Raw genomic sequence first — 26,064 nt, forward strand, 5'->3', positions numbered from 1 at the left:
TGGGTTCGCGCGGAGACGCGGAGACGAGGAGAAGGAAGTGGATATGTTTGTCATACCCCGATGGCCTCCTCAGCCTTGGCAGCGGCGATGCGCTTGGCGGCGAACTTGGCTTTGAACTCGGGGCGGTCCTTTGGCGTGTCTTCCCAGACGCCCGCCGTCGGACCGGCACCTACGCCTTCGAAGAACGCCGTCATCTTGTCGAAGCGCCCCTGATTGGCGAGCGCAGCATTGACCACCATCGCCAGACTTCCCGCCCCCGCCGGCCCCATCAAAGGCCGCGCGGAAATCAGGTTGGTGAAATAGAGCGCAGGGATCGACCGCTGCTTGGCGTGCTGCACGACCGGGGTAGTGCCAATCGCAAGATCGGGGCCGAACTCCGAAACCGCCGCAATATCCTGCTCCAGACTGGCGCGATACTGAACCCGCACGCCCTTCGCCTCCAGCCACTCACGATCCGGATCGGACCAGCGCGTGCGCGGACAGGCGGTGCCCACATAAGGCACATCCGCCCCGCTTTCGATCAACAACCGCGCGACCAGCAGTTCGGAACCTTCATAGCCCGAAACGGTAATCCGGCCCTTGATCGGCTTGGCGGCGAGCGCGCCTGCAATGGCGGGGAGGAAGCGGTTCTTCGATGCGTCGATCTTGTCCTGCGCAATCCCGCACGCCGCACCGATGGCGTCGAGCCACGCGGCGGTCCCGTCGCGCCCCACAGGTGCCGAACCAACCACCGAACGACCGGCCGCTTCAAATTCACGGACGCTGGCGGTGTAGAAAGGATGGATCGCCGCCACGACTGCGCAATCGAGCGCCGAATACAGCTCCCGCCATTCGCGGGTCGGCACGACCGGCCCGGCGGACAAACCCAGCGGTTCCAGCATTAAGCCGATACCCGGCGGGTCGGCGGGGAACATCTCACCCAGCAACGTCACCGATGGGCGATCCGATCGCTCCTTCGGCGCAGCGACCGGGCCTTGCTCGGCTTCCTTGCGCGCATAATTGAGCATCGCGCCCGCCAGCACATCCTTGGCTTCGGCATGGGTCGGCACACCGAAACCCGGCACGTCGATGCCGATGATGCGGACGCCGTCGATCTCGTCCGGCAGCAATTGCAGCGGTACGCCTGATGCGGTCGGTACGCACAGATTGGTGACGATCACCGTGTCGTACAGCGCCGGATCGGCAATCTGATACACCGCGTCACGAATATCCTCGAACAGCTTGCCGGTGACGAGCGTTTCGGAATTGAACGGCACATAACCCACCGTCCGCCGCGCGCCATAGAAATGCGAGGTGAACGTCAGGCCATAAACGCAACAGGCCGATCCGGAGAGGATCGTCGCCGTGCGCCGCATCCTTAAGCCGACGCGTAAAGAGCCGAACGCCGGGCACATCGACTGCGGCTGGTCATGCGGCCCCTTGGGATAATCGGCAGCATAGCGGTCAAGGATTTCAGTCTTGCCCGCCGCGCGCGCCGCCTCGTCCATGGTAGACGTGCTGCTGCATCCCCCTTCCGCGCCCAGATCGAGCCGGTCGGGTGTGCGCGGGGCCAAAGGCGCGACCTCGCTCATACGGTGTCGTACACGACTTCGAGGGAGACTTTGGGCAGATAGGCTGCCCCGCGCATGTCCGCTTGCGATGCAGGACGCAGGGTAACATCGCCACCCGTTTGGTCCGGACTAAACAGCCCCAGCAACCCATCCTGATCCAGCGGCGTCGGGCGAACTGGTGGCGCTTCGGCGACGTTGATGGCCAAATCCTCGAACAAGGAGGCCCACTCGCCCCCCGGCACGCCGATAATCTGATAATTGGCCGACTTGCGCCGAATATCCTCATTCGCGGGGATCGCGCAGAGCGTCGGGATTCCGACCGCCTTGGCAAAAGCCGATGCCTCCCCGGTGCCGTCATCCTTGTTGATGATCATGCCCGCCACGCCGACATTGCCGCCCATCTTGCGGAAATATTCGACTGCCTTGCAGACGTTATTGGCGACATAGAGCGACTGCAGGTCGTTCGATCCGACGACGATCACTTTCTGGCACATGTCGCGCGCAATCGGCAGGCCGAAACCGCCGCAGACCACATCGCCCAGGAAGTCGAGCAGGACATAGTCGAAGCCCCATTCATGGAAGCCCAGCTTTTCGAGCAATTCAAAGCCGTGGATAATCCCACGCCCACCGCAGCCGCGCCCGACTTCAGGCCCGCCAAGTTCCATCGCGAACACGCCGTCACGCTGAAAGCAGACATCCTCGATGCTGACTTCTTCGCCTGCCAGTTTCTTCGCCGCGCTGGTCTCGATGATGGTGGGGCAACTCTTGCCGCCGAACAGCAGGCTTGTGGTGTCCGACTTGGGATCGCACCCGATCAGGAGCACCCGCTTGCCCTGTTGCGCCATCATGTAGCTCAGGTTCGACAGCGCGAAGGATTTGCCCGACCCACCCTTGCCGTAGATCGCAATGATCTGCGTTTCCTTGGTCACCGGGCCGCTGTGAACGGGATCAGGCTCCTCGTTCGCCTCATGGCGCAGGCTGTCGTAATCGAGCATGGTCATTGATGTCTCCAGTCGAGTACCATCTTGAGGCAGTCGGGATCGCCGAACGCCGCCGGATAGGCGTCCTCTGCCTCCCCCGCATCGCGTTCATGGCTGATGAGTCCGTCCAGACGGAGCGTTCCGCTGGCGATCAGCGCCATCACGGTGGCGATGTCGTCAGGGGTAAATTCGGCGGAAATGCGAAAGCGCGCTTCCCGCATGAAAGCCGGAGGAAAGGCAAAAGACAGCCGGTCGTAAAACCCGGCCAGCACGACTTCCCCGCCTTTGGTCAGGCGACCCACCGCCGTGTCGAGAATATCGGGTGCGCCGCTCGCATCATAGATGGTGCGATAATCCCGGCGCGTATCGGCTTCGGGGTCGATGGCGTCATAGCCCAAGCCGTCGCGGCGATCCCGGTTCGTTTCCCAAACGGTCGGCGCAGGCGCGCCCGATGCGATGGCGATGCGCGTGATAAGCCGACCCAATATGCCGTGACCGATCACCAGATCGGGCGCAGCACCGCCGACGAATGCGTGACAGGCCGTGGCCGCCAGCGCCATCAATATCCCGTCACGTCCCAGTCCTTCATCGACTGGAATGGCACGCGCGGCGGGAAGGTTCACGGTCCGCGCCGTCCCGCCGAACAGCCCACGCGCATCGCGGTAACAATTGGCACCGGGAACGAAGACCCAATCGCCGATCCGCGCCCGTGCATGGATACCGGCGTCAACGACGCGGCCAATCGATTCGTAACCGGGAACCAGCGGATAGCCCATGCCGGGGAAGGACGGCATCCGTCCCGTCCACAGCAGCTTTTCGGTGCCGGTGCTGATCCCGCTCCACTCGATCGCGACCTGAACATCGCTGTCGCCCAGAGGGTTAAGGGCAATGGAGCGCAAGCCGAGTTTCTCAGGCGCCTCCAATATGACCGCGAGCGTATTCATGCGCTCTTCCCTCTTGTGTCAGAGGTGTCGGATGGACCCCTCTCCTTGAAGTGTCATCTTAACTTGACGCTTTTTATTGTCAACTTTGCTTGATAGTTTTGTTCATCTTGTCGCAAGGATAATTCGGGTGGTCAGCGGCATGGCGGTTTTGATGAGCCGGGAGCGGCGAAAACCTGCGGCTCTCAGCATGTGCCTGATCTCGGTTGGGCTACGCGGTCGTCCCGATCCCATCGCCAGCAGATATAGGCCGAAATAGGCGTCACCCGCCGGTTCCGCGCCCGGCGTCTCGGCCATCGGCTCAGAGATCAGCAGCTTGCCACCCGGTGGCAGCGCCGCATAGATCGCGCGCAGGATCGTCATGGCGGGGGCATCGTCATGGTCGTGCAGCACGCGGATCAGCGTAATCAGATCATGCCCTTGCGGCAGAGCATCGACCAGAAAACTGCCCTCAAAGATCGTCGTGCGATTGCCATAGCCCGCCGAGTCGAACCGCGCCCTTGCCCGCTCCCCCACAGCAGGCAGATCGAACAGCGACAGCTCGGCACGTGGGGCACTACCCGCCACAGCGCACAGAAACGCCCCTTCCCCGCCGCCGACATCCAGAATTTTCTTATGCTCGTGAAAGGGATAGGCGTCGATAACCTGCTGCGCGATTAGCGGTTGCGATGCCGCCATCAGCGCGGAGTAGGGCGCGACCTGCGCCCCGTCGCCCTTCCCCGCATCCTCGGCATAATGCCAGTATCGGGCCAGCGCACCGCCGCCACCGCCCCGCCGCAACAAAGCCACCGGATCCGCCAGATCGGCATAGAGCAAGTGATGATGCGCCACCATTTCAGCGATGCCGCCATTGCCACGCAGCGCCGCGCCATCGGCCCCCAGCGCCCAACGATCCGGCCCCAGTCGCTCCACAAGACGCAAGGCCGTCGCCGCGCGCAACAGCCTATCCGCCCCCTCCGCCGGCAGATCCGCCTTCGCCGCAACATCGCGAGTCGCACATGGCCCTGATGCCAGCAAATCCAGCACACCCGTCTGGATGCACGCCGCCAACGTCTGCGAATAAGTGAACCCGGCCACCAGATCGAACAGCCCCCGCGCCCGCCTGCGGGCCACGGGTCGCATCAACGGGAACCGCGCCGCAAAGCGCTGAAACCCCGGATCGCCCAATATGCCGTTCCGCCAACCGATCCATTTTTCGCGCAATGTCATTTTGTCACCCTAATGCGATCATTTGGTGTGTCCAGTTGATTGGACAGGTGATAGTGTAAGGCCATGAAGAACGATCCGATCATAGTGATAGGCGCAGGCGTGGGCGGTCTGGTGACCGCCGCATTGCTCGCCGCGCGCGGGCAGAACGTCATGGTGCTGGAGGCCGCCGCCGAACCGGGTGGCAAAATGCGCCGCATGATGGTCGACGGAGAAGCCATCGACGGCGGCCCGACCGTATTCACCATGCGCCATGTTTTCGACGAAATCTTCGCAGCCTGCGGCGGCGCACTCGAGAATGCAGTCACCATGCGCCCCGCCCATGTTCTCGCCCGACACGCATGGGGCAATGACCGGCTCGACCTCTTCGCTGACCCCACGGAAAGCGAAGCGGCCATCGGCGCATTCGCCGGCGCGCGCGAAGCGCAGGGCTATCGCGCCTTCCGCGCCGAGGCCAAACGCATCTTCGAAACCCTCGACAAACCCTTCCTCCGCCGCGGACAGACTAACCCGCTGGGCCTGACATGGCGGATGGGCCTGCGCGGCTTTGCCGATCTTTGCGCGATCCGTCCCTATGAAAGCTTATGGTCCGCGCTGGGCGACCACTTCCGCGATCCCCGGCTGCGGCAATTATTCGGGCGCTACGCCACCTATTGCGGCTCCTCCCCCTTCCGTTGCCCCGCCACGCTGATGCTGATCGCCCATGTAGAGGCCAGCGGCGTGTGGCTGATCGACGGCGGGATGCACGCCCTCGCCCGCGCGTTGGAGGAACTGGCGCAGAACAATGGCGCACGCTTCCGATACAACGCGCCCGTACGCGAAATCCTGACGGAGCGCGGCCGCGCCTCTGGCGTCATTCTGGCAACGGGCGAACATATCGCCGCGCACGCGGTCATCTGCAACGCCGATCCCGCCGCCCTCGCCGCAGGCCGCTTCGGCCCCGCCGTGCGCAAGGCCGTCCCCGCCGTGCCACCCGCCCGCCGCTCGCTCGGCGCACTGGTCTGGACCGCCCGCGCAAGGGCCGAAGGCTTCCCCCTCAGCCGCCACAATGTCTTCTTCTCAAACGATTACCCCGCCGAGTTCGCTGCGCTCTCATCCGGCACGCTCGCCCAAAGCCCCAGCGTCTATGTCTGCGCGCAGGATCGCGACGACGCAGGCCACATCGCCACCACCGACGGGCGCGAGCGCGTCCAGATCATCGTCAACGCCCCACCCACCGGGGACAGCCAACGCCTCACGCCAGCGGAGATCGACACATGCACACAGCAGATGCAGGCCAGCCTGTCCCGCGCGGGGCTTATCCTGGACTTGCCGCCGGGTTCGACACAGCTCTCCACCCCGGCGGATTTCGAGGCAATGTTTCCCTCGACGGGTGGAGCCCTTTATGGACCGGCCTCGCACGGGTGGGCGGCATCCTTCCGCCGGCCGGGCGCGCGGACACGGATCCCTGGGCTCTATTGCGCGGGCGGGAGCACCCACCCCGGCGCGGGCGTCCCGATGGCGGCGCTCTCCGCGTTCCAAGCCGTCGAATGCCTGCTCAGGGACCGCGCTTCGACGTCGCCGTCGCGCCAAACGGCTATGCCTGGTGGTATATCGACGCCTTCAGCGAAGACCGCCGCTTCGGCCTGACCATCATCGCCTTCATCGGCAGCGTTTTTTCGCCTTATTACAAGCTGAGCGGGCGTGGACGCCCCGACAATCACTGCGCCATCAATGTCGCGCTGAACGGACCGGGCAGCGGACGCTGGGCCATGACCGAGCGCCCCGCCCATCGCGTGAACCGTGGTGCCGATCATTTGGTAGTCGGGCCGAGTTCCCTGCGCTGGGATGGCGACACGCTGGTCATCGACGTGAACGAAATTTCCGCGCCATTGCCGTATCCCGTGCGCGGACAGATTCGCGTCTCGCCCGAAATGATCGGCACGACCGCCTTCTCCCTCGATCCAGCCGGACGACATCGCTGGCACCCTGTCGCGCCGCGCGCACGGGTAGAGGTCGACATGGTGCACCCCGGCGTGCGCTGGTCGGGCGACGGCTATTTCGATTCCATTTCGGCGACGAACCGCTGGAGGATGGCTTCGTCGACTGGCACTGGTCACGCGCGCACATGAAGAAGGACGTCGCCGTGCTCTATGAAGGCACCCGCCGCGATGGAACCCCGTTCGATCTGGCGCTGAAGTTCGACAAGCAAGGCCGCTGGCACGACGTCACCCCCCCGCCGACCGCAGCCCTGCCGCGCACCGGCTGGCTGGTGAAACGCGCCACCCGCGCCGATGCGGGGACCGACCCCCGCGTCGTCAAAACATGGATCGACGCGCCCTTCTACGCGCGCTCGGCCCTATCGGCGCGAATGTTCGGGGAAGATGTGCAGGCAGTCCATGAAAGCCTCTCCCTCGACCGCTTCCGCTCGCCGATCATCCAGTCGATGCTGCCCTACAGGATGCCCCGCGCGTTCTGGTGAGTGTTCCCCGGCGCAGGCCGGGGTCCAGTTCGGAGCGCAGGACTGGGCCCCGGCGTGCGCCGGGGAACAGAATCAACGCCCCTCATCATCCTTCTTCGCCCGATCCTTGGCGATGTCCCGATTGACCGACCATAATTGCCAAAGCCCAAAAGCCAGCCCGATCCCACCGACGAAAGACAGTTCGATCAGACCATAATAATCCGGGTTCATCGCACCTCTCCTCTTAGGCAAACAGGCCGCGCATCCTCGCAAAATCGGCGATCAGCGCCGCCACCATCTCCGGCTGCTCCTCATGCGCCAGATGACCATGATCGGGCAGCAAGCGCACCTCCGCATCCGGCATCAGCTTCGCCGCAACCTCTGCATCACGCGGAGGAATAGCAGCATCCTTCGCGCCATGCAGCAACAGGACCGGCACAGACACTGTCGGCAACAGCGCCTTGAGCGACGGCAAATCCCATTCCGCCATCATCGTGATCGCCCCCGAACAATGGCCGGACATGGCAAACAGCCTCGCGTAAAAATCCACCCCCGCCACATCGATCCGCGATCCCGTAGCACGCGGCAGGAAGCGCGCGACTTCGCCGGGCGTCCGGGCAATGCGCGAGAAGATCGTCGGCGCAAACGGATTGACGAACAGCAACTTCGCCAGCGTCGGGAATATCCGCGCAGCAAGACCGGGAAACGGCAGGACGGCAGCATTTAAGCCGATCAGTGCAGAAGGTGTTGCAAGCCCATCGCCGACCATGCGCAAAGCTATCGCAGCCCCCGCCGAATGACCGACGATCAGGCTTGGCGACATATCCAGCGCTGCGATCAACTCCGCGACTGCCCGCGCCATCGACGCCATCGAAAGCCCACCGGGCGGTCGTCCGCTGGTAAAGCCATGCCCGGGCAGATCGGGGGCTACGACAGTAAAATGCTGCGCCAGCCGGGGTGCAACATCGCGCCAGCTATGCGTCGCCGCGCCTGTGCCGTGCAGCAGGAGCACAACCGGCCCCTCGCCCATCACCTGCACATGCCAGCGGATGCGACCGACTTCGACAAAGCGGCTATGCGCACGGTTCGGCCAGTCGCGCCCTTCCACATCCCAGCGGGGGGCGCTCATCCCTTTTGCGCCGCCACGACCGCCGCGTGCATCTTGGCAGCGTCGGCGCGGGGAAGCGGCAAGTAACGCGCCCCCATCAACGCCGCCAGCTCGGCCCCTTCGGATCGGGGACGCGGCGAAATATCGACAAAGGCGCTGGCGAACCCCGACTGGCCGATGATCCGCGCGGCGGCTTCGGCATCGTTCTGCGCAACCTCCCGAACCATGCTGCCATCGGCGGCAATATTGGCGCGACCATCGGTCAGCACGACGATAAACGGCGTGCGTCCGCGCGCCTTTGTCGCCTGTGCCAGATCGTGCGCCGCCGTCAGCCCCGCCGCCAGCGGCGTCCCGCCGCCGCCCGGCAAATCCCCCAGCGACCGCCGCGCCCGTGCCAGCGACCGCGTCGGAGCCAGCAATATCTCGGCGCCCGTCCCGCGAAACGCAACCAGCGCCACTTGTGCGCGCTTCACATAGGCTTCGGCCAGCAGCAGTTCGACAGCGCCCTTGGCTTCCGCCAGTCGCGCCACAGCGGACGAACCCGACGCGTCCACCGCAAAGATCGTTGTCGCTTCCGCCCGTGTTTCAAAGCGCCGGATGCGCAAGTCGTCGCGCCGGATACGCACTTGCCCGACACCTCCGCCGCGCAATTTCTGCCACGGCGCAGCCGCACGTAACGTATCGATCAGGCTCAGCCGTAGCCCGCCGCCCGGTGTCCCGGCCCTTGCTCCCAAAGGTCGTCCCCGTTGCGAAGAGCGGCGCCGCTCCCCTGCCCCCCGCGCACGATTGACGGCAGTGCGCCGCCCGCCCCCCGCCGCGATCTTCGCCAGCACATCCTTGGGAAGACTCGCCAGCACAGCCTCCAGCACGACATCCTCCATCGGCCCCGGCTCTTTCTGCTCCTCGCCCGCACCCTCTGCATCAGTCGGCGGCGGCGGAGGCGGTTCCTCGGCGGGCTGTTCCTCTGGCGCGGCTTGTGGAAAGCGCATCGCGCGCGGCCCCAGCACCAGCCGCGCGGCAATAATAACGTCGTCCTCAGTGATGGTATCGCGCCCCGCCAGCATCGCGGAAGCCCGCGCCGCTCTAAGCGCGAAGATAGGCGCGCGCGCCGACTCGATCCCCAGTGCTTCCGCCGTGCCGACCAGCGCCGACAACACCGATTCGGACGGCGGCGCGACCTCTGTTGGAAATGTTGGATCGGGGAGCGGTGTAGGATCATACGCGCGACCTTCGAGAAGTTTGACATGAAACGCCAACCGCTCCGCCAGTCCCACCGGCGGTCGTTCGTCGGCTTCGATGCCATCGTCCAGCAGGACCAGAGCAAACTGCGCCGCCGCCCCCTCGACCGCTCCATTGTCCAGCACCGCTGCGATCCGCGAAGCAATCCCGTCCGCCATCCGCTCCGCCATCGGCACCAGGACCAGCCCGCCATCGGCCTCCACCAGCACCCCAGCGCGCGAGACTGTCCGCCCCGTCGCCAGCGTCGCCGTCAGGTCCAGCCCGCCGAGCAACCGCTCATCGTCGATATGCGTCGGCAACCGCCGCTCCGGCGATCCTTCGGGCATGGAACCGCGCAGAACATCAAGGACAGCATCCCGCGCCTCTCCTCCTCCGCGAAGAATGATGCCACCCAGCCCCACCGGGTCAATGGCCAGCAACCGCACCGCGAGATAGGCATCATCGAGCGCACCCGCTTCGCTCATGCCGCCAGCAGCTCCGCCACCGCCCGCTCGATCCGCACCGTCGATCCCGTCTCATCCAGCACGTTGCGGCGCAGGCGATGCCGCAACGCCATCGGCGCAACCCGCGCCAGATGCTTCGGGCCAACGACATCGTCCCCGTCCAGCGCCGCCAGCGCACGGCTCGACCGCATCAACGTCAGTTCCCCGCGCAAGCCATCGGCCCCCACCGCGATGCACAGTTGCGATGCCAGCGACAGCACCGCGTCCGGCACCGTCACCGAAGGCAGCGCCTCCCGCCCACGCGCGATCTTCTTGAGCGTCTTGCGCTCCGCCTTGTGCCAGCCATCGACGAAGCGCTCCGGCTCTCGCTCGAACGCATCGCAGCGTTTGAGTATCTCGATCCGCTGCGCCAGATCCTGCGGCGTGCGCACCTCGACCGACAGGCCGAAGCGGTCGAGCAATTGCGGCCGCAATTCGCCTTCCTCCGGATTGCCGCTCCCCACCAGCACGAACCGCGCCGCATGGCGCACGCTCAGCCCCTCGCGCTCCACGACATTCTCCCCCGACGCCGCTACATCTAGGAGCAGATCGACGATATGATCCTCCAGCAAATTGACTTCATCGATATACAGAAAGCCGCGATTGGCCCGCGCCAGCAATCCCGGTTCGAACGCCTTCTCGCCATGCCCCAGCGCCCGCTCCAGATCGAGCGCGCCAACCACACGATCCTCGGTAGCGCCCAGCGGCAGGTCCACGAACGGCACCGGCATCGTCGCCTTGCCGGGGCGATGCGCTTCGGGCGCGGGGCATGTCGCGCTGCCACCGGGCGCACAATTGTACCGGCATCCATCCACAACGGGTACCGGCGGCAGCAGCCCCGCAAGCGCGCGCACTGCGGTCGACTTCCCCGTGCCACGGTCCCCAAAGACCATCACACCACCTATTCGCGCATCGATAGCCGCGATCAGCAACGCGAGTTTCATTTCGTCCTGGCCGACGATAGCGGAAAAGGGGAAAGACAGTTTCATGCACAAGGTGTAACATGCACTGGACACTCCACAAGCCGGTCAGGACATAAATTGTCAAACTCTCTTGTCGTCTCGTTAGGCGCGGCGATCCTCCTATTAGCGTTCGGCGGTCTCGCGACAACCATAGGCCCGTGGTATCGCAATCTGCGCAAGCCAAAGCTGCAACCGCCTGACTGGCTGTTCGGTCCGGCATGGACAGTCATTTTGGGCTTGGCGGGGTGGTCGGCGTCTATTGCATGGGAAGCCACCAACGCGCCCGAAGCGCGCCGGTCGATCATCATCCTCTTTGCAACGAACGCCGTCTTTCACGCGCTTTGGAGCCCGCTGTTTTTCAACAAGCGGCGCCCGGACTGGGCATTGGTCGAAGTGGTGTTTCTATGGGTTTCTGTAGCAGCGCTGGTCATTGGACTCTGGCCGATTTCCCATTCGGCAGCGTTGATGAACGTCCCATATCTCTTGTGGGTCAGCTTCGCGAGCTGGCTGAACTGGACCATCGTGAGACTGAACGCGCCGTTCGGGGGCGCAAAGGCGTGATCCGTCCTTATGCCCGGCTCCCAATAGGCGTGCCGGTCGCGAGCATCGGTTTTTATGCTATTTTCATGGCTGGAGGCACAAACCCCAGTCGATAATTCATGTAAGCCGCGTCCATCTTAGGCTCCGACAAAAAGGAGTCTGTGATGACGTTCGACTTTGCCCTTGCCGGTCTGGTAGCGTTGGGCCTGCTGGGCTATCTGACTGCCGTGCTGATCAGGCCGGAGTGTTTCTGATGGCGAGCACTTCGCTATTCGAGCGCGCGCTGGTGCTTCCTGCGATGCGCGATGCATTTATCAAGCTCGATCCCCGGACGCTGGTGCGCAATCCAGTGATGTTCACCACGGCGGCCGTAGCGATGGTGGCGACCGTTATTCTGCTGCGGCACATCATCGCAGGTACGGGCGATTGGGCATTTGAAGCGCAATTGATATTCTGGCTGTGGCTTACGGTGCTGTTCGGCAATTTCGCCGAGGCGTTGGCGGAGGGACGCGGCAAGGCGCAGGCACAAAGCTTGCGCGCGACCAAAGATCACCTCGTCGCGTTGCGCGTCGGCAAGAATGGCGCGATCGAAGAGGTTCCGGCCGCACAATTACGCCGTGACGATGTGGTGCTGGTGACGCAGGGAAAGCAGATCCCCGCAGACGGCGAAGTCATTGCCGGGGTTGCGTCCGTGAACGAAGCCGCAATCACGGGAGAAAGTGCGCCCGTCATCCGGGAGGCAGGCGGAGATCGCTCCGCCGTCACCGCCGGTACGACGGTCCTGTCGGATGAAATCCGCGTGCGGGTGACGGCTGAACCCGGCAGCGGCTTTCTGGACCGAATGATCGCTCTTGTGGAGGGCGCAAGCCGTCAAAAGACGCCCAACGAGATTGCGTTGACGATCTTGCTCACCGGGCTGACGCTGATCTTTCTCGTGGCGGTGGGGACGCTGCCGGCCTTTGCGCTTTATGCTGGTGGCGTGATCTCTGTGCCTGTGCTGATCGCACTGTTCGTGGCGTTGATCCCCACCACTATATCGGGGCTGCTGTCCGCAATCGGCATAGCGGGCATGGACCGGTTGATCCGTTTCAACGTGCTGGCCAAATCGGGTCGGGCAGTCGAGGCGGCAGGCGATATCGGCACATTGCTCCTCGACAAGACCGGCACGATTACCATCGGCGACCGGCAGGCAAGCGAGTTTGTACCATTGCCCGGCGTAGCCGAGGCAGACCTGATCGCTGCGGCGCGGCTTTCCAGCCTTTCCGACACGACGCCCGAAGGTCGATCGATCGTGACGCTGGCAGGTCAGGGCGGACCCCTTCCGGCCGATGCAGTAGCTGTGGCCTTCACCGCGCAGACGCGGGTGAGCGGGATCGACATGCCGGGACGGAGCATTCGGAAGGGCGCAGTGGATGCGGTACTCAAGCTGGGCGATTTTCCCGAGGATGTCGTGCGCGCGCTCAGGAAGATCACCGATCGCATCGCGCAGGCGGGCGGCACGCCGTTGGCGGTCATGGAGAATCACCGTTTGCTGGGTGCGGTGCATCTAAAGGATGTGATCAAGGCGGGAATCCGCGAACGCTTCGGCGAGCTGCGTCGCATGGGCATCCGCACTGTCATGATCACGGGCGACAATCCACTGACAGCCGCCGCCATCGCAGCGGAAGCAGGGGTCGACGATTTCCTGGCGGAAGCGACGCCGGAGGACAAGCTGGCTTATATCCGCAAGGAGCAGGCGGAAGGCAAGCTGGTCGCCATGTGCGGCGACGGCACCAACGATGCGCCAGCGCTGGCGCAGTCCGATGTGGGTGTCGCCATGAATACCGGTACACAGGCTGCCCGTGAGGCTGGGAATATGGTGGATCTGGACAGCGATCCGACCAAGTTGATCGAAGTCGTGGGCATCGGAAAGCAATTGCTCATGACCCGCGGAGCGCTCACGACCTTTTCGATAGCCAACGATATCGCCAAATATTTCGCGATCCTCCCAGCGATCTTCGTCGTGCTCTACCCCTCGTTGGGTGTGCTCAACCTGATGGGGCTGGCCAGTCCGTCGAGCGCAATCCTGTCGGCGATCATCTTCAATGCGCTGATCATTCCGCTTTTGGTGCCGCTGGCGCTCAAGGGCGTGACGTATCGCCCCATGCCTGCAGCCAGTCAGTTACTGCACAATCTGGGCATCTACGGCGCGGGCGGCGTGATCGCACCTTTTATCGGCATCAAGCTCATCGACCTCGCGGTTGCCGGCCTCGGCCTGGCCTGAGCGGGAAAGGACCATCATGTTCACAGCCATTCTTACCATAGTTTTGATCGTAGGCAGTGCGGCGCTACTGTCCTGGCCCCTCGGTCACTACATGGCCGCTCTCTTTTCGGGCCGGTTCACACGGACCGATAACCTGTTGATCCGCGTTGCAGGACGCACGCCCGATCAGGACTGGAAGCAATATTCTGTTGCGCTTCTGACCTTCAATGCACTGATGTTCGCGTTTGTCTTCCTGCTGCTGACGGTCCAACATCGGCTACCGCTCAACCCCGATGGCCAGAATGCTGCATCGCTCGACCTGGTGTTCAATACAGCGGCGTCCTTCACCACCAACACCAATTTGCAGCATTATTCCGGCGAAAGCACCTGGAGCTATCTGGCCCAGCTTGGCGGGCTGATGTGGCTGCAGTTCGTGTCGGCTGCCACAGGCATCGCGGCGCTGGCTGCGGTTGCCCGCGGGATCGGTGGACAGGCCAGCATGGGGAATTTCTTCCTCGACCTTCAACGTGCAACCTTTTGCCTGCTGCTGCCGCTCGCGATCATCGTCGCGCTGGTTCTGGCGATGAGCGGTGTGCCCATGACCTTTGAGGGCGCGGCCCACGCGATTACTCTGGAAGGCGTGGGGCAGACCATTGCGCGCGGGTCTGTCGCAGCCTTCGTCGCGATCAAACAACTGGGCACCAACGGGGGCGGCTTCTTCGGCCCCAATTCAACGCATCCGTTTGAAAACCCAACCTTCTGGTCCAACGGCTTTTCGATGATCGCGATCATCATCGTTCCGATGGCCTGTGTATGGATGTTCGGTCGGATCATTGGGCGGATGAAGCATGCGGGCGTGATCTTCGCTGTAATGCTGGCATTTCTGCTGTTGAAAATCGGTGGAGCAGTGGCCTTTGAGGCCGCACCGACCCACGCCTTCGTCCATCTTCCGGTGATGCAAACCATCGGCAACCTGGAGGGCAAGGAACTGCGCCTCGGTGCCACGACCGGCCCGCTTTGGGCAGTGCTCACCACATCCACCAGCAATGGATCGGTTGCCGCCATGCACGACAGCCTCAACCCCCTGACCGGACTAATGCCGATGGTCGGCATGTGGCTCAACGCCACTTTTGGCGGGGTTGGCGTGGGCATGATCAACATGTTCCTTTATGTCGTCGTGGCCGTCTTCATTGCCGGGATGATGGTCGGCCGAACGCCCGAATATCTGGGCCACAAGGTCGAGGGCGGGGAAATGCGGCTCGCCGTGCTGGCGGTGTTCAGTCACGCCCTGCTCACTCTGGGCGGCACTGCCCTGTTCGCTGCGACCGCCTGGGGTCAGGCGACACTGAACAATGTCGGGGCGCATGGCTTCTCTGAAATCCTCTATGAATTCAGCTCGGCGGCCGCGAACAACGGTTCTGGCTTCGAAGGGTTGGGAGACAATACCGTCCCTTGGAACATTGCCACCGGCCTGGTCATGTTGATCGGACGCTATTTACCGATCGTCCTTCCGCTGGCGATTGTCGGATCGCTGATAGCCAAAACGCGCAGCGCGGAAAGCGCAGGAACTTTAAGCGTGGAAGGGGGAAGCTTTGGCATCATGCTGGTGATCACCATTCTGATCTTCGGTGCGCTGACCTTCTTTCCCGCGGCCGCGCTCGGCCCCATCGCCGAACATGTGACATTGATGCGCTAAGTGACCCATCTGACAAAAGGTTCAAAAACAATGACCTACCTCATCCCCGCAATGCGCTTATGGCTGGTCACGCTGCTTGTCTGCGTGATCGGATATTCCTTGCTTGTCTTCGTGTTCGCGCAGACATTCGTCCCGTTCCGTGCCAATGGATCGCTCATTACGGTCAACGGACGCACGATCGGCAGTGAACTGATTGCGCAGAATTTTACGTCGGCCCGCTATTTCTGGCCACGGCCTTCCGCAGCCAAGTTCGATGGCATGCACGCGGCGGGCAGCAATCTTTCACCAACCAGCGAGAAATTGACCGAGCGTGCAGCCGAAACCGTCGCGCGTTACGGAGCCACACCGGCCAATCCCCTTCCGGCCGATCTGGTCGCCGCTTCTGGCGGCGGGCTGGACCCGCACATCTCAGTTGCAGGGGCGCTCTATCAGGTCCAACGGATAGCGCGCTCCCGCAACATCCCCGCCGCCACGGTTCGGCGGCTCATCGACGACAGGGCAGTCGTGCCGGGGGGCCCCTTTGCGCCCGATCCAATCGTGAACGTGCTGCAACTCAATCTGGCGCTGGATCGTCTGAAGCCATAGAGCAGATAAACAATGACCCTGCCCACTCCCGACAATGATGCCGAACATTATTTACGGCTTGCTCGCAAGAAGCAGAGAGGGCGGTTAACTGTCTATCTGGGTGCTGCGCCGGGCGTCGGCAAAACCTATCGCATGTTGCAGGACGCAGCACGGCGGCAGGCCGAGGGTGTAGATGTCGTCGTAGGGGTGGCCGAAACGCATGGTCGCAGCGAGACAGCCTTGCTTCTGGAACCGCTGGACGTTCTGCCGCGCCATCGCATGGATCATCAAGGTCACATGCTTGATGAGTTCGACATCGATCGCGCGATAGAGCGCCACCCGGCGCTGATCCTGGTCGATGAACTGGCGCACAGCAACGCACCGGGCCGTCGACATCCCAAGCGTTGGCAAGATGTCGAGGAATTGCTCGCAGCGGGGATCGATGTCGCCACCACGATCAATATCCAGCACATAGAAAGCCTCAACGATGTCGTGGCGGGCTTCACCTATGTCCGCGTGCGGGAGACGGTGCCCGACAATATCCTCGACGATGCCGAACTGATCGTCGTCGACTTACCACCCGATGCACTGATCGAACGACTGGCGGCAGGCAAGATATACATGCCGGACACCGCCGGGCGGGCCCTGTCCAATTTCTTCACGCCCAATAAACTTGCGGCACTACGCGAACTGGCATTGCGTTTTGCGGCCAGCAGCGTCGACAGGCGCCTATCCGATCAGCTTCGCACGACTGGCAAGGAGAGCGACTTTGTCGCAGGCGAACGTCTGATGGTCGCAGTCAGCCCCGGCAAGGGCGGGGCGCAGGTTATCCGCCATGCCAAACGGATGGCGGACATGTTCAACGCGCCTTGGACCGCCGTGGTAGTAGAAAGCGGCAGGGCACGCGCGATCATCGGTGCGCAGCGTGAACAACTTGCAGACAATCTGGCACTTGCAGCTTCGCTTGGCGCATCGTTGATGACGGTGGCAGCGGATCGCGTAGGCGAAGCGCTGGTCGATCAGGCAAAGCAGTTGCGGGCAAGCCAGATCGTTATCGGCAAGAGCCGCCGGTCGCGTTGGTTCGAATGGGTGCATGGCTCGGTTGCTCAAGCAGTCATCCGCAAGGCGCAGGGCGTTGCGGTACATGTCGTGCCCCTTCCCGATGCCGACGAAAAACCCGACAAGCCGCGTGAGGCATTGTTGGCACGCGACGATATGATAGCCCTTGCAATTGTCGCAGCAATGGTCGGCCTGCTGCACCTGGCCCAGCCTTGGCTTCCCTTTGGCGCAATCGACTTGCTGCTGCTCGTCCCCGTCATCTTGTCTGCCACAGTCCTCAGGTTGCGCGCCGGTTTATGGTCTGCGCTGTGGGCCGCGCTCTGCTATAATTTCTTCTTCATTCCGCCCCTCCATACCTTCACCATCGACGATCCCCAGAATGTCATTACGTTCCTGGTACTGGCGCTGGTGGCGACGGTCGTCGGCTGGCTTGCTGGGCGTATCCGTAGGCAAGCCGAAACGAGTGCGGGCGTCGCACGCCTCAATGCTTCGCTGGCGCGCTTTGCCGGCTTGATGGGCGGATTGTCCCAGAAGGAGGAGACAGCGCAGGTCGCCTGTCGCGAAATAGGCAGCTTGCTCGACGTGGAGGCGATCATCGTCACCATTGAAGATGGCGATATTGTCGTTCGCGGCAATGACGCCTATCGGGCGCTTGACATAGTCGGCGAAGCTGCAGTCCGCTGGGCGCTGGATCGGGGTGTGCCCACCGGGCGCGATACCGGCACGTTGAACGCCTCCGACTGGCAATTCCACCCGCTCAGGACGTCGCTCGGCACCATGGGCGCTTTGGGACTCGCGCGCCCCTCGCAAGAGCGCATTATCCGGCCTGACGACGCTATCATGCTTGCATCGCTAGTCGATCAGACTGCGCTTGCGCATGAGCGCATTGTATTGGAAGGTCAGGCGCGACAGGTGGACACGTTGCGCGAGCGCGACCGCCTTCGCGGGGCCTTGCTTAGCAGCATCGCGCATGATTTGCGCACGCCGCTTACGGCAGTGATCGCCGCGGCGGAAGCTATTCCCGTGGAGGGCGCATTTGCCGAAGAGGTCAGCATTGCACGATCCGAATCCCGGAGGCTGCAGCGCTTTCTCAACGATCTGCTGGAGGCCTCCAGGATCGACCATGGAACTATCGAACCCAGATGGGAAAGCGTTGACCTTACTGACATTATCGCGGACGTGTTGCATGCGCTTCGTCAGGACCATGCCGATGCGCGCGTTACCACCCGCATCGACAGCGATTGTCCGTTCGTCTCCAGCGACGCCTTGCTGCTGCGCCATGTGTTGATCAATCTTATCGACAACGCGCTTAAATTCTCCCCCGCGACGGCGAAGGTCGGAGTCGAATTGCTCTGCCGCGGACAGGAGGTCGTGTGCCGCGTGTCAGATGAAGGGCCAGGTTTGCCGACCAATACGGACTCGCTGTTCGATCGCTTCCATCGCCTTGAAGGGAGCGATCGGGTCGGTGGCTCCGGCCTGGGATTATGGATCGCCAAGAATTTCACCGAAGCCGTCGGTGGGACGATCACGGCCGGAAACCGGGCTGGCCAAGGCGCGGTTTTCGAGGTCATATTGCCTGTGTTCCGCAAGGACGAAGCGGAAGGAAGGGCTGCGGATGCATAAAGATGTCCTGATCGTCGAAGATGAACCGGCCATCAGGCGATTGCTGGTCGCCGCACTTGCACGAAGCGCAATGACCTATGTCGAAGCGGGCAATGCATCCGACGCACTACGCTTGGCAGCCGTGCAGCCCGCACCGCTGGTGGCCCTTCTGGATCTTGGCTTGCCTGATCGCGATGGGTTGGAAATCATCCCCCAGCTTGTTGGATATGGACTGGCCGTCATCGTGTTGACGGCCCGCGATGCCACGGACGAGAAAGTGACGGCTCTCGACCTGGGCGCGGATGATTTCGTGACCAAACCTTTCGACAGTGCGGAACTGTTAGCCCGCGTGCGTTCGGCCCTTCGACGCAAGACAGGCAGCCGCACGCACCCACAGCGGCGTGATTTTGAGGGCGGCTCCATCGACCGCGAAGCGCATAGCACGACCATCGAGGGCGCAACTGTTGCCCTAACACCGCGCGAGTTCGACCTGTTATGGGCGCTTTGCGAAAAGCCCGGACGAGTCCTTACACATACATCGCTGCTGGAAACGGTTTGGGGTCCGGCGCACCGTCAGGACGTAGACTATCTGCGTGTCGCGATACGCGCATTGCGCAAGAAAATTGAAGCCGACCCATCCCGACCGAAACTGATAATGAACGAACCGGGTGTCGGCTACCGCCTCGCTGGATCGGCGCGCATGGCCGAGTGAAATACATCTGCGCAGATAACTGGGCGAAATGTCAGCAGCCCGGGTCTAGTATGGGCAGGTGGACGTAGTGTCGACCGGCAGATGTATGACGAACTTGCCGCTATGTTCCAACTTTGGGTAATAGGCGGCCATGGCGGCGGCGACGGGTGGGTTGTAGCGCCGGTCAAACATCGGCGTTCCGGCATTGCCATCCGTCACGAAGAAACCGAAGCAGCGCGCACGGATCAGGCGGACAAAACCAGGCTGGTCGTATAGGCCCGCTGCGCCGAGTTCGGCGGTGATGGCGGATTCGAATTGCACCTTTTTCCCCGCACGGATGATCATCGCCATGTCATCGGAAATGACTGGACGGGGCGAGGCCGCGATCCTTCGTACAAGCGCAGCATGGGTGGCCGCGGCGCGGTGCGCCTGCTCCACTGTGGGCAGGTCCATTTGGGTAGTTGCCAGTTGCATAGTAAGGGCACCGAGCATGATTGCGGCGCTGACAATGCCCAGCGGACCAAGCGGCCTGCCGCTGGCGAGCTGAAACGCAGGACGCAGTCCGATGGCGGCCAGAATGGCAATGCCAGAGAACCATTCGATCATATAATTGAAGCTGGAGCCCGATTTCAGCATACCGAGCAACATCACCGTCTTGAGCCCGATGAAGAAGAGGAGCATCGCCGCCGCCGGTTCGGTGCGCAAGCCCTTGCGACGAATGCTGCGCCAGCTAGTGAATGCTCCTATGGTGGCGATCAGGATCAGCGCGGCGTACTGGCGCAACTGCGGCAACATCACGTCTACTAGGATATCAGGCGCTAGGCGGTTGACGTTGTAGAATAGGATATGGGTCAGGAAGCGACCGTCGGTCAGCCAGAGCAGCAGAGCAAGCGCGCCGAACGCCATGGTGAGGCCCGAAGCGATCCCTCGCAGGGCCGTCTTCGGCACGACAAGGAGCAAGATGGCGAAGGTTGCGATCGGGGCAGCGAACGAGATCTGCTTGGTGAATATGGACAGGGTAAATAGCAGCGCTGCCACATGGATCAACCGAGGGCGGCTGATGGCCTGAAGCGCGACGAGCATCCCGGCAAGGCCGAGTGCACCAGTCAACATATCGACCCGCATCAGTGGGCCCCAGACGATTACCGGATAACAGTTGAGGAAAAGCAGACCCGCGATGATCGCGCCCACCATCCCGATGCGCCGATCGTCAGGAACGATGCGCATCGTCATCAGTCCTGCGAAGATCGCGGTGGCGATGGTGGAGAATAGTGATACGATACGACCAGCCACAAGTTGGTCGATACCTAGGGCGGCTGACACCGCGGCGCTCGTCAGGTGATAGACCGGTGGGTAATGGTAGACGACCGCGGGATAGACGCGGAGGGGCGCATAAGCGGAGCCGGCGAGCATGTCGCGCATCTGCTGCCACACGATGCCTTCGCCAAAATCGATCTGATAGGGATAGAACAGGACTGCCCGGGCATAGCCGATGAACTCCACGATGTGCCAGAGCAGGACGGCGATGAGTGCTGCGAGCCCCAGACGGAAGAGCATTGAGCGTTTGTCGGTATGAAGCGCACTGTCGGGCATGACGGTCACCGGATTGGTCGAGCAGTGATCAACATCTGTTTGCCCAGGGGTTTCACCGGGGCCTTCAGATAGGCTGCGATCAGAATAGGCCAAGTGGGGAGACGGGACTTGACGCTAAGCGGCAGGAAGCGGGGGCGGACGTCCGTTACTTCCCATCCATGGGCTTGGAGAAAATCTGGAAGGCTCTCGTGCGACCAAGCGGTGACGTGAGTGTAGTCGTCCCAATATTCGCGATAGGCATAACGGTAATTAGGCTGGAGCAGGGTAAGTTGGCCGCGATCCGAAAGGACGCGATTGAGCGAAACGAGAACCTTTGCGACGCTTTCCTGGGTCAGATGTTCGAAAAGATTCGACGAGAACGCATAGTCAACCGTTCCATCAGCTATGCTGTCCAATGCGTCTGCAGAACCGACGAGGGCCTCCACCCCAGGATCGAGATGCTGGGTCATGTCAGGCCACAGATCGACGGCGATGCGGCGGGCGGCCGTCACGTTGTTGATAAAATCACCATAGCCAGCACCCAAGTCCAACACGCAGTCGGATGGTGCGATTCGGTGGCGGAAATGATGCTGCCACAGGGTGCGCCAGACCGTGCTGCGGCGGGCATCTTCGGCAAGGCGAGTAGCATGATAGCCGGCACTCATGCGTAACGCTTCCAGTCGTCCAGCAGGCCAGCGATCATGCGCAGCCCGACCACCAGGCCGCGCCAATTATTGACGTTGCCGCCCTTGCTGACGCCTATGCGCGGATGGAAGGTAATGGGGCATTCCAGCAGGACCAGATCATGGGCCAAGGCGGTGTCGAGAAAATGCGCATTGAATTCGAGGTTTACCGTCGGCTTTAGTTCCTGCAGCAGAGGGACAAGCGCATCGCGGCGGCACAGCTTGTAGGTGGTGCCGACGTCGGTGATCGTGCCGCGGCCCAGATGCTTGGCCTCCAGCAGCTTGCCGACGAAGATGTTACCGTAATACATGAAGGTCGAAAGCTGGGTCAGATATTGGCGCAGCGGTTCGACCGTGCGGGTGCCATTCACGATGTCGGCATGAGGGGCATAAGCCAGCAGCTTTTCGATGTCATAGGCGCGAAAAGTGCTGTCGCCTTCGCACAGGACGACAAACTCGGTGTCGGCGAATTCCACGGCCTCTGACAGACACCGAAAGACGCAACGTCCGTAACCGGGCGCAAGCTCGTTGAAGACAATGGCGCCAGCAGCTTCCGCCCGCTCCATCGTGCGGTCGGCGCTGTTATTTGAGACGACGATGACACGCTCGACCAGCGGGTGGTCGAGGAAATCGCGGACGGCACCACCGATGCTGTCCTCGTCATTATAGGCGGTGAGCGTCACGGTGACACGGCGGCGCTTGACTGGCACGAAACGCACAGGACGGTCCGGCTTCTTGTGGCCGAATAGATAAAGCAGGTCGAACAGGGCCAAAGCGAGCCCGAGCATGATGGGCATGCCGCTATACCAGACGAGCCAGAGCGAAACCGGATCAAGCAGGGCATGGAGGTCGAGCAGATAGCGTGGGATCACCAACAGCACCCCGACGAGGTAGATGGCGATGCCAAGGCAGAACAGCAGTATGCCGTAAAGGAGGAACGGTGTGTGCCTGGTTGTGCCTTCCTTCATCGCGGACCCCCGGCAGCGGCGTGCTGCTCTTCTTTTCGCGTTAAGCGCTTTTGGTTAACGAAGGCTCAAGGCGGGCCGTCGCCGCCGAACACCCAATGGCGGGCGGCGAGGAAGGTCATCACCGGGGTCAGCGCAATCATCGGGAGGATGGGCGTCCACGCCGGAAGATGAACGGCGACCGTAAGGAGCCAAATCCAAAGGGTGTTAAGCAGGAACGCACCTATGGAGAGCGCAGTGTACCGGGCTACGCTGGAGCGAGTCATGGGTGCGTTGGCGAAGCTGAAGAGCCGGTGGACCTGATAGCCCACGGCGAGCTGAGTCACATAGGCGAGCAGATTGGCCGTCAGTGGCGAGAGATCAAGCCATGCGACCCCTGCGCAATATGTCCCGATCGCGACAAGGGCGATGCCGGCTCCATTTGCGGCGAAGCGTACGAAGGCGGCCAGAACAACGGAGAGCACCATAGGTTGCTCGGTAACGGGATGGCGTTAAAATAGTCTGATGGATTACAGTCTCTCGCCTGCCGATTAGACAGTAATACAAGCCGATGGAGGCTGTGCCGTTCGTATCGAACATTTTCGCATTACATACTCGACTGGCGAGCTGCCAAAAGTGTCTACTTTTCAAAACAAAGACAAATCTCAGGAATTTGACGAAATGTCGCTTTCAGCGACACTCGATGAAGGGCCGCTGTGGCGCTGGGCCCCATCGGCAGGAAAAGCATGAAAAGCGGACAGACCTAGGACAGGAAACCTTCTATTTCCTCAAGAAATTCATCATGACGATCATGATGAACCCAGTGCCCGGCGTTGTCATAAAGAGATAGCCGGGCATTCTGGAAGTGCTGCGCGCGGCCGTCTTCTACCGGGTTCGACGCCCAGCTTTGCGCCCCGTATACCAGCAAGGTCGGGCAGGTGATGCGCTGCCACAGAGCGTGCTTGTCTGCCTGCGACAGATCAATCGGGGACTGAACGCGCAAATAATTGTCGAACTTCCAGCTATATGTGCCGTCTTCATTCTGGCTCATGCCATGGACCGTAAGATGTCTGGCGCGGGCGGGCGTAAGGTGCGGGTTTTCCTGCATCATGCGATGCAGCGCGTCTTCAATGCTATCATAGCGACGCGATTGACGACTGCTGAGCGCGCGCTGTTCGGCAATCCAGCCACGCAATTGTTCATATATCGGGGTTTTCATCCGCTCGGTATAAACGGTCGGAGCGTCGCCAAGTCCTTCTATCGCCACCAAACGCCGCACATTTTCTGGATACAGGCCAGTGTAGCGCAGGGCGATGTTGCCGCCTAGCGAGTGGGCTACGATATTAAGCGGCGCCAATCCCTGTTGATGAATGAGTTGCGCCAAATCATACACATAGGCATCCATTGTGTAGCGACCATCGGGTGAATGCGCGCTGTCGCCATGGCCGCGCAGGTCAGGCGCAATAATGTGCCATTTCTTGCACATCTCCTGCGCTATCCAATCCCAGTTGCGGCAATGGTCGCGACCGCCATGCAGCAACAAGAGTGGTGGAGCGTCGGGATTGCCCCAATCGACATAGTGGAGACGCAGTCTCTGCGATATATAGGTATGGGAGGCCGGACTGGATAAGAAGTCGCTCATAAGTGCTGCTTAGACAAACTGGCCATGGCGCGCCAGACGGTTGTACGATGACCTATTCGGACGCGCGTCCGCAATGTTGTTGAGCCCTTGCAATCCGCTCTTAGGGCAGAAACGGTGGAGTCGGCCGATCTGGGTGAGAACTGAGGACCGGTCCAGGCCGCCAGAATCTGGGTCATTCCTGGTCCATTGCATGCCGTCCGATAGCGTCCACCCAATGTTGCGGAGAGCAATAGGTTTTGTTTTTCGGTATGTCCGCGCATAGATGAACTGATGACCGATCAATTTATCGACCGCGTAGCCAGGTTGGGCGACTTGGAAACGTTGCGTCAAGTTATGAACCGATCGATTGCCCAGCTTCAGTCCGAATTCCTTACACCCGAGCAAGTGGCTGCCAGTCACGAGGTGATGGGGCTCGATAGCCAGCTCTTGCGCGATGGCACATATTTCCTGGTAGAATGTGGCGATCGCGTCGCCGGGTGTGGTGGCTGGAGCTTCCGGGAGACTCTCTATGGGGGCGATGAAAGCATCGTTACGCGCGAGCCATCAATCGTCGATCCGGCGATTGGCGCAGCGAAGATACGCGCCATGTACACAGATCCCGACTTCACGCGACGGGGGATCGGCGGACGCATCATCAAACTGTGCGAAGAGGCTGCTCGCACAGCAGGCTACCGTCAGGTCGAGCTGATGGCGACCGCTGCCGGTGTGCCACTATATGAGAGTTGCGGATACACGCCCAAGGCGACCCTGCAATTCGCACAGGTTGATGGCGTGCAAGTGCCCCTGCTGCAGATGGGAAAGGCGCTCTGACGCGCCGATAAGCTGGTCAAATTCGCGAACCGGGCAGCCGTTCACGTCTCTGCATGCGCCATCTAAACCCTTTCATTCGTTCATGCTGTTCGTTATCGCCGCGCGATGAGCATTACCGCGACAATAATGAACACGAAGACCGGTCAACCACTTCAGAAAGTGACGTTCGGACGGATGCCCAAGCCTTGGGCCAGTTTCAATCTGGCCAGCGGCGAACTTGTCACTGCTGAGCGAATGAACATTGGCAAGCCTGCGCCGGGCAAATTCTCTGCTACGGTAGAAATATGGGTATCGCCCAAGGACTGATGGTCAACGCGGTGCGAGCCTTTTTCTGAAAGCTATCATAGTGACCAACTCCCCAGACCTGGCCATCCGGTTGCGCCGTGCCGCTTTCAACCATGCGCTGGCCAAAGCGGATCTGGGCGCGATAGGGGCCATTCTCGCGCCTACCGCCATTCTCGTTGCGGGGACCGACAGTGCCATCCTGAACGGTCGCAAGGCCCAGATTGTGGCATGGAAGAAGGAATTTACGGCAGCCGAGCGTACTATCTACACACGAACGCCCGACAGTATCCATGCCTCGGCAGTCGCTCCCGTGGCGATTGAACATGGTCATTGGGAGGGTGTTTCCGCAGCGACAGGCCTCCCGTTTGCAAGTGGTATCTACACAGCCAAGTGGCGTCGCTCGGGCGCGGACTGGGTGATCGAGGCCGAGATATTCCTCACTCTTGCCTAACCTGTGGGGGAAATCGTCCGTTCAAGAGAAAAGGTGACGATGAAGTATGCACGGCTGAACATCTGCACGACAGGCGCCGCTTTGCTAACGAGTATGACGCGCTGATAATTGCGCGCATATCGCTGCGATCGGTGTCATCCTTCAGCGACAGCGCGACTTTGCCGGATTGCGTGCAATCTGCGATCCCGAGGTGGTCCTTGAATTTCCCTTTTATCCGGCTGGTCCCGCTGCCTTTCAGGGGGTCGGTGCCATGCTCAAGAGCTCTATGAACTGAAGCAGTGGTGGGCCCGGCAGGAATCGAACCCGCAACCTAGCCGTTATGAGCGGCCAGCTCTAACCGTTGAGCTACAGGCCCACACTGCGTTTGGCCGATAG

26 protein-coding genes and 1 tRNA gene are annotated in these 26,064 nt (G+C 61.8%); 13 read left to right on the forward strand and 14 right to left on the reverse strand.

What is annotated here, in order from left to right; all coding sequences use genetic code 11:
* Nucleotides 1-50: 50 nt before the first annotated feature.
* The 4 genes from bchY to QMG56_RS06420 form a co-directional block, all read right to left on the reverse strand.
* A complete protein-coding gene (bchY, locus tag QMG56_RS06405) occupies nt 51-1,571 on the reverse strand; it encodes a chlorophyllide a reductase subunit Y (RefSeq protein WP_281821756.1) in 1,521 nt (506 codons plus the stop codon).
* Nucleotides 1,568-2,551, reverse strand: coding sequence for a chlorophyllide a reductase iron protein subunit X (locus QMG56_RS06410; RefSeq protein WP_230188748.1), 984 nt, complete (start codon nt 2,549-2,551; stop codon nt 1,568-1,570). Before QMG56_RS06410 ends, bchY begins: the two co-directional genes overlap by 4 nt.
* On the reverse strand, nt 2,548-3,474 hold the full coding sequence (bchC, locus tag QMG56_RS06415; protein WP_281821757.1) for a chlorophyll synthesis pathway protein BchC: 927 nt from the start codon (nt 3,472-3,474) through the stop codon (nt 2,548-2,550). The genes QMG56_RS06410 and bchC overlap by 4 nt, the downstream gene beginning before the upstream one ends.
* 102 nt (nt 3,475-3,576) lie before the next feature.
* Nucleotides 3,577-4,680, reverse strand: a complete 1,104-nt coding sequence (locus QMG56_RS06420; RefSeq protein WP_281821758.1) for a methyltransferase — start codon at nt 4,678-4,680, stop codon at nt 3,577-3,579.
* A 63-nt stretch (nt 4,681-4,743) separates the two neighbouring features.
* On the opposite strand from QMG56_RS06420, the gene crtD reads away from it, so the two are divergent.
* The 3 genes from crtD to QMG56_RS23350 are packed head-to-tail and all read left to right on the forward strand — an operon-like array spanning nt 4,744 to nt 7,138.
* Nucleotides 4,744-6,306, forward strand: a complete 1,563-nt coding sequence (gene crtD, locus QMG56_RS06425; RefSeq protein ID WP_281821759.1) for a 1-hydroxycarotenoid 3,4-desaturase CrtD — start codon at nt 4,744-4,746, stop codon at nt 6,304-6,306.
* Nucleotides 6,207-6,788 carry a hypothetical protein gene (locus QMG56_RS23345; RefSeq protein WP_309298544.1) on the forward strand — a complete coding sequence of 194 codons (582 nt, stop codon included), beginning with the start codon at nt 6,207-6,209 and terminating at the stop codon, nt 6,786-6,788. Before crtD ends, QMG56_RS23345 begins: the two co-directional genes overlap by 100 nt.
* Nucleotides 6,785-7,138: a hypothetical protein gene (locus tag QMG56_RS23350; protein WP_309298545.1), complete on the forward strand. Its 354-nt coding sequence runs from the start codon at nt 6,785-6,787 to the stop codon at nt 7,136-7,138. The genes QMG56_RS23345 and QMG56_RS23350 overlap by 4 nt, the downstream gene beginning before the upstream one ends.
* Nucleotides 7,139-7,210: 72 nt before the next feature.
* On the opposite strand, the gene QMG56_RS06435 is transcribed toward QMG56_RS23350, so the two are convergent.
* Genes QMG56_RS06435 through bchI form a run of 4 tightly spaced genes read right to left on the reverse strand, consistent with a single transcriptional unit; the run spans nt 7,211 to nt 10,935 of the window.
* Entirely contained in the window at nt 7,211-7,348 is a 138-nt protein-coding gene (locus QMG56_RS06435; protein ID WP_281821760.1) for a hypothetical protein, read from the reverse strand.
* 13 nt (nt 7,349-7,361) lie between these two features.
* Nucleotides 7,362-8,246, reverse strand: coding sequence for an alpha/beta fold hydrolase BchO (gene bchO, locus QMG56_RS06440; protein ID WP_281821761.1), 885 nt, complete (start codon nt 8,244-8,246; stop codon nt 7,362-7,364).
* Nucleotides 8,243-9,928: a magnesium chelatase subunit D gene (locus tag QMG56_RS06445; RefSeq protein WP_281821762.1), complete on the reverse strand. Its 1,686-nt coding sequence runs from the start codon at nt 9,926-9,928 to the stop codon at nt 8,243-8,245. The genes bchO and QMG56_RS06445 overlap by 4 nt, the downstream gene beginning before the upstream one ends.
* Nucleotides 9,925-10,935 carry a magnesium chelatase ATPase subunit I gene (bchI, locus tag QMG56_RS06450; protein ID WP_281821763.1) on the reverse strand — a complete coding sequence of 337 codons (1,011 nt, stop codon included), beginning with the start codon at nt 10,933-10,935 and terminating at the stop codon, nt 9,925-9,927. The genes QMG56_RS06445 and bchI overlap by 4 nt, the downstream gene beginning before the upstream one ends.
* 51 nt (nt 10,936-10,986) lie before the next feature.
* On the opposite strand from bchI, the gene QMG56_RS06455 reads away from it, so the two are divergent.
* From QMG56_RS06455 to QMG56_RS06485, 7 genes are all read left to right on the forward strand, one after another.
* On the forward strand, nt 10,987-11,469 hold the full coding sequence (locus QMG56_RS06455) for a TspO/MBR family protein (protein ID WP_230188739.1): 483 nt from the start codon (nt 10,987-10,989) through the stop codon (nt 11,467-11,469).
* 143 nt (nt 11,470-11,612) lie between these two features.
* The gene (kdpF, locus tag QMG56_RS06460) at nt 11,613-11,702 is read left to right on the forward strand and encodes a K(+)-transporting ATPase subunit F (RefSeq protein WP_281821764.1); all 90 of its coding nucleotides are present in this window, start codon (nt 11,613-11,615) and stop codon (nt 11,700-11,702) included.
* On the forward strand, nt 11,702-13,711 hold the full coding sequence (gene kdpB / locus QMG56_RS06465; protein ID WP_281821765.1) for a potassium-transporting ATPase subunit KdpB: 2,010 nt from the start codon (nt 11,702-11,704) through the stop codon (nt 13,709-13,711). The genes kdpF and kdpB overlap by 1 nt, the downstream gene beginning before the upstream one ends.
* A 16-nt stretch (nt 13,712-13,727) precedes the next feature.
* On the forward strand, nt 13,728-15,386 hold the full coding sequence (kdpA, locus tag QMG56_RS06470; protein ID WP_281821766.1) for a potassium-transporting ATPase subunit KdpA: 1,659 nt from the start codon (nt 13,728-13,730) through the stop codon (nt 15,384-15,386).
* Between the two features lie 30 nt (nt 15,387-15,416).
* A complete protein-coding gene (kdpC, locus tag QMG56_RS06475; protein WP_281821767.1) occupies nt 15,417-15,971 on the forward strand; it encodes a potassium-transporting ATPase subunit KdpC in 555 nt (184 codons plus the stop codon).
* Nucleotides 15,972-15,983: 12 nt separating this feature from the next.
* Nucleotides 15,984-18,632: a sensor histidine kinase KdpD gene (locus QMG56_RS06480; RefSeq protein WP_281821768.1), complete on the forward strand. Its 2,649-nt coding sequence runs from the start codon at nt 15,984-15,986 to the stop codon at nt 18,630-18,632.
* Nucleotides 18,625-19,323: a response regulator transcription factor gene (locus QMG56_RS06485; protein WP_230188734.1), complete on the forward strand. Its 699-nt coding sequence runs from the start codon at nt 18,625-18,627 to the stop codon at nt 19,321-19,323. The genes QMG56_RS06480 and QMG56_RS06485 overlap by 8 nt, the downstream gene beginning before the upstream one ends.
* A 45-nt stretch (nt 19,324-19,368) precedes the next feature.
* On the opposite strand, the gene QMG56_RS06490 is transcribed toward QMG56_RS06485, so the two are convergent.
* The 5 genes from QMG56_RS06490 to QMG56_RS06510 form a co-directional block, all read right to left on the reverse strand.
* On the reverse strand, nt 19,369-20,904 hold the full coding sequence (locus QMG56_RS06490; protein ID WP_281821771.1) for a glycosyltransferase family 39 protein: 1,536 nt from the start codon (nt 20,902-20,904) through the stop codon (nt 19,369-19,371).
* Nucleotides 20,901-21,539, reverse strand: coding sequence for a class I SAM-dependent methyltransferase (locus QMG56_RS06495; RefSeq protein ID WP_281821772.1), 639 nt, complete (start codon nt 21,537-21,539; stop codon nt 20,901-20,903). The genes QMG56_RS06490 and QMG56_RS06495 overlap by 4 nt, the downstream gene beginning before the upstream one ends.
* Nucleotides 21,536-22,525 carry a glycosyltransferase gene (locus tag QMG56_RS06500; RefSeq protein WP_230188731.1) on the reverse strand — a complete coding sequence of 330 codons (990 nt, stop codon included), beginning with the start codon at nt 22,523-22,525 and terminating at the stop codon, nt 21,536-21,538. Before QMG56_RS06500 ends, QMG56_RS06495 begins: the two co-directional genes overlap by 4 nt.
* Nucleotides 22,526-22,590: 65 nt before the next feature.
* On the reverse strand, nt 22,591-22,989 hold the full coding sequence (locus tag QMG56_RS06505) for a GtrA family protein (protein WP_230188730.1): 399 nt from the start codon (nt 22,987-22,989) through the stop codon (nt 22,591-22,593).
* Between the two features lie 275 nt (nt 22,990-23,264).
* Nucleotides 23,265-24,143, reverse strand: coding sequence for an alpha/beta fold hydrolase (locus tag QMG56_RS06510; RefSeq protein ID WP_281821773.1), 879 nt, complete (start codon nt 24,141-24,143; stop codon nt 23,265-23,267).
* Nucleotides 24,144-24,413: 270 nt separating this feature from the next.
* Between QMG56_RS06510 and QMG56_RS06515 the strand changes: the two genes are divergently transcribed.
* The 3 genes from QMG56_RS06515 to QMG56_RS06525 all read left to right on the forward strand — a co-directional run bounded on the left by QMG56_RS06515 (nt 24,414) and on the right by QMG56_RS06525 (nt 25,689).
* Nucleotides 24,414-24,953, forward strand: coding sequence for a GNAT family N-acetyltransferase (locus QMG56_RS06515; RefSeq protein ID WP_230188728.1), 540 nt, complete (start codon nt 24,414-24,416; stop codon nt 24,951-24,953).
* Between the two features lie 105 nt (nt 24,954-25,058).
* Nucleotides 25,059-25,259 (forward strand): hypothetical protein, encoded by a 201-nt coding sequence (locus QMG56_RS06520; RefSeq protein ID WP_281821774.1) that lies wholly within the window; start codon nt 25,059-25,061, stop codon nt 25,257-25,259.
* A 40-nt stretch (nt 25,260-25,299) separates the two neighbouring features.
* Nucleotides 25,300-25,689: a nuclear transport factor 2 family protein gene (locus tag QMG56_RS06525; RefSeq protein ID WP_230188726.1), complete on the forward strand. Its 390-nt coding sequence runs from the start codon at nt 25,300-25,302 to the stop codon at nt 25,687-25,689.
* A 279-nt stretch (nt 25,690-25,968) separates the two neighbouring features.
* On the opposite strand, the gene QMG56_RS06530 is transcribed toward QMG56_RS06525, so the two are convergent.
* Nucleotides 25,969-26,044 (reverse strand) — tRNA-Ile (locus tag QMG56_RS06530).
* Nucleotides 26,045-26,064: the final 20 nt, after the last annotated feature.

It is taken from the genome of Sphingobium sp. BS19 (assembly GCF_027925545.1).
Classification (GTDB): Bacteria; Pseudomonadota; Alphaproteobacteria; order Sphingomonadales; family Sphingomonadaceae; genus Sphingobium.

Excerpts from the sequence above, each read along its gene's own strand:
- bchC (WP_281821757.1), bottom strand. The coding sequence starts at position 3,474 with ATGAATACGCTCGCGGTCATATTGGAGGCGCCTGAGAAACTCGGCTTG.
- QMG56_RS06495 (WP_281821772.1), bottom strand. The coding sequence starts at position 21,539 with ATGAGTGCCGGCTATCATGCTACTCGCCTTGCCGAAGATGCCCGCCGC.
- QMG56_RS06505 (WP_230188730.1), bottom strand. The coding sequence starts at position 22,989 with ATGGTGCTCTCCGTTGTTCTGGCCGCCTTCGTACGCTTCGCCGCAAAT.
- QMG56_RS06515 (WP_230188728.1), top strand. The coding sequence starts at position 24,414 with ATGACCGATCAATTTATCGACCGCGTAGCCAGGTTGGGCGACTTGGAA.
- QMG56_RS06480 (WP_281821768.1), top strand. The coding sequence starts at position 15,984 with ATGACCCTGCCCACTCCCGACAATGATGCCGAACATTATTTACGGCTT.
- bchI (WP_281821763.1), bottom strand. The coding sequence starts at position 10,935 with ATGAAACTGTCTTTCCCCTTTTCCGCTATCGTCGGCCAGGACGAAATG.
- QMG56_RS06420 (WP_281821758.1), bottom strand. The coding sequence starts at position 4,680 with ATGACATTGCGCGAAAAATGGATCGGTTGGCGGAACGGCATATTGGGC.
- crtD (WP_281821759.1), top strand. The coding sequence starts at position 4,744 with ATGAAGAACGATCCGATCATAGTGATAGGCGCAGGCGTGGGCGGTCTG.
- QMG56_RS06435 (WP_281821760.1), bottom strand. The coding sequence starts at position 7,348 with ATGAACCCGGATTATTATGGTCTGATCGAACTGTCTTTCGTCGGTGGG.
- QMG56_RS06445 (WP_281821762.1), bottom strand. The coding sequence starts at position 9,928 with ATGAGCGAAGCGGGTGCGCTCGATGATGCCTATCTCGCGGTGCGGTTG.
- QMG56_RS23345 (WP_309298544.1), top strand. The coding sequence starts at position 6,207 with ATGCCTGCTCAGGGACCGCGCTTCGACGTCGCCGTCGCGCCAAACGGC.
- bchO (WP_281821761.1), bottom strand. The coding sequence starts at position 8,246 with ATGAGCGCCCCCCGCTGGGATGTGGAAGGGCGCGACTGGCCGAACCGT.
- QMG56_RS06500 (WP_230188731.1), bottom strand. The coding sequence starts at position 22,525 with ATGAAGGAAGGCACAACCAGGCACACACCGTTCCTCCTTTACGGCATA.
- kdpA (WP_281821766.1), top strand. The coding sequence starts at position 13,728 with ATGTTCACAGCCATTCTTACCATAGTTTTGATCGTAGGCAGTGCGGCG.
- QMG56_RS06520 (WP_281821774.1), top strand. The coding sequence starts at position 25,059 with ATGAGCATTACCGCGACAATAATGAACACGAAGACCGGTCAACCACTT.
- QMG56_RS06485 (WP_230188734.1), top strand. The coding sequence starts at position 18,625 with ATGCATAAAGATGTCCTGATCGTCGAAGATGAACCGGCCATCAGGCGA.
- QMG56_RS23350 (WP_309298545.1), top strand. The coding sequence starts at position 6,785 with ATGAAGAAGGACGTCGCCGTGCTCTATGAAGGCACCCGCCGCGATGGA.
- kdpF (WP_281821764.1), top strand. The coding sequence starts at position 11,613 with ATGACGTTCGACTTTGCCCTTGCCGGTCTGGTAGCGTTGGGCCTGCTG.
- bchY (WP_281821756.1), bottom strand. The coding sequence starts at position 1,571 with ATGAGCGAGGTCGCGCCTTTGGCCCCGCGCACACCCGACCGGCTCGAT.
- kdpB (WP_281821765.1), top strand. The coding sequence starts at position 11,702 with ATGGCGAGCACTTCGCTATTCGAGCGCGCGCTGGTGCTTCCTGCGATG.
- QMG56_RS06510 (WP_281821773.1), bottom strand. The coding sequence starts at position 24,143 with ATGAGCGACTTCTTATCCAGTCCGGCCTCCCATACCTATATATCGCAG.
- QMG56_RS06410 (WP_230188748.1), bottom strand. The coding sequence starts at position 2,551 with ATGACCATGCTCGATTACGACAGCCTGCGCCATGAGGCGAACGAGGAG.
- kdpC (WP_281821767.1), top strand. The coding sequence starts at position 15,417 with ATGACCTACCTCATCCCCGCAATGCGCTTATGGCTGGTCACGCTGCTT.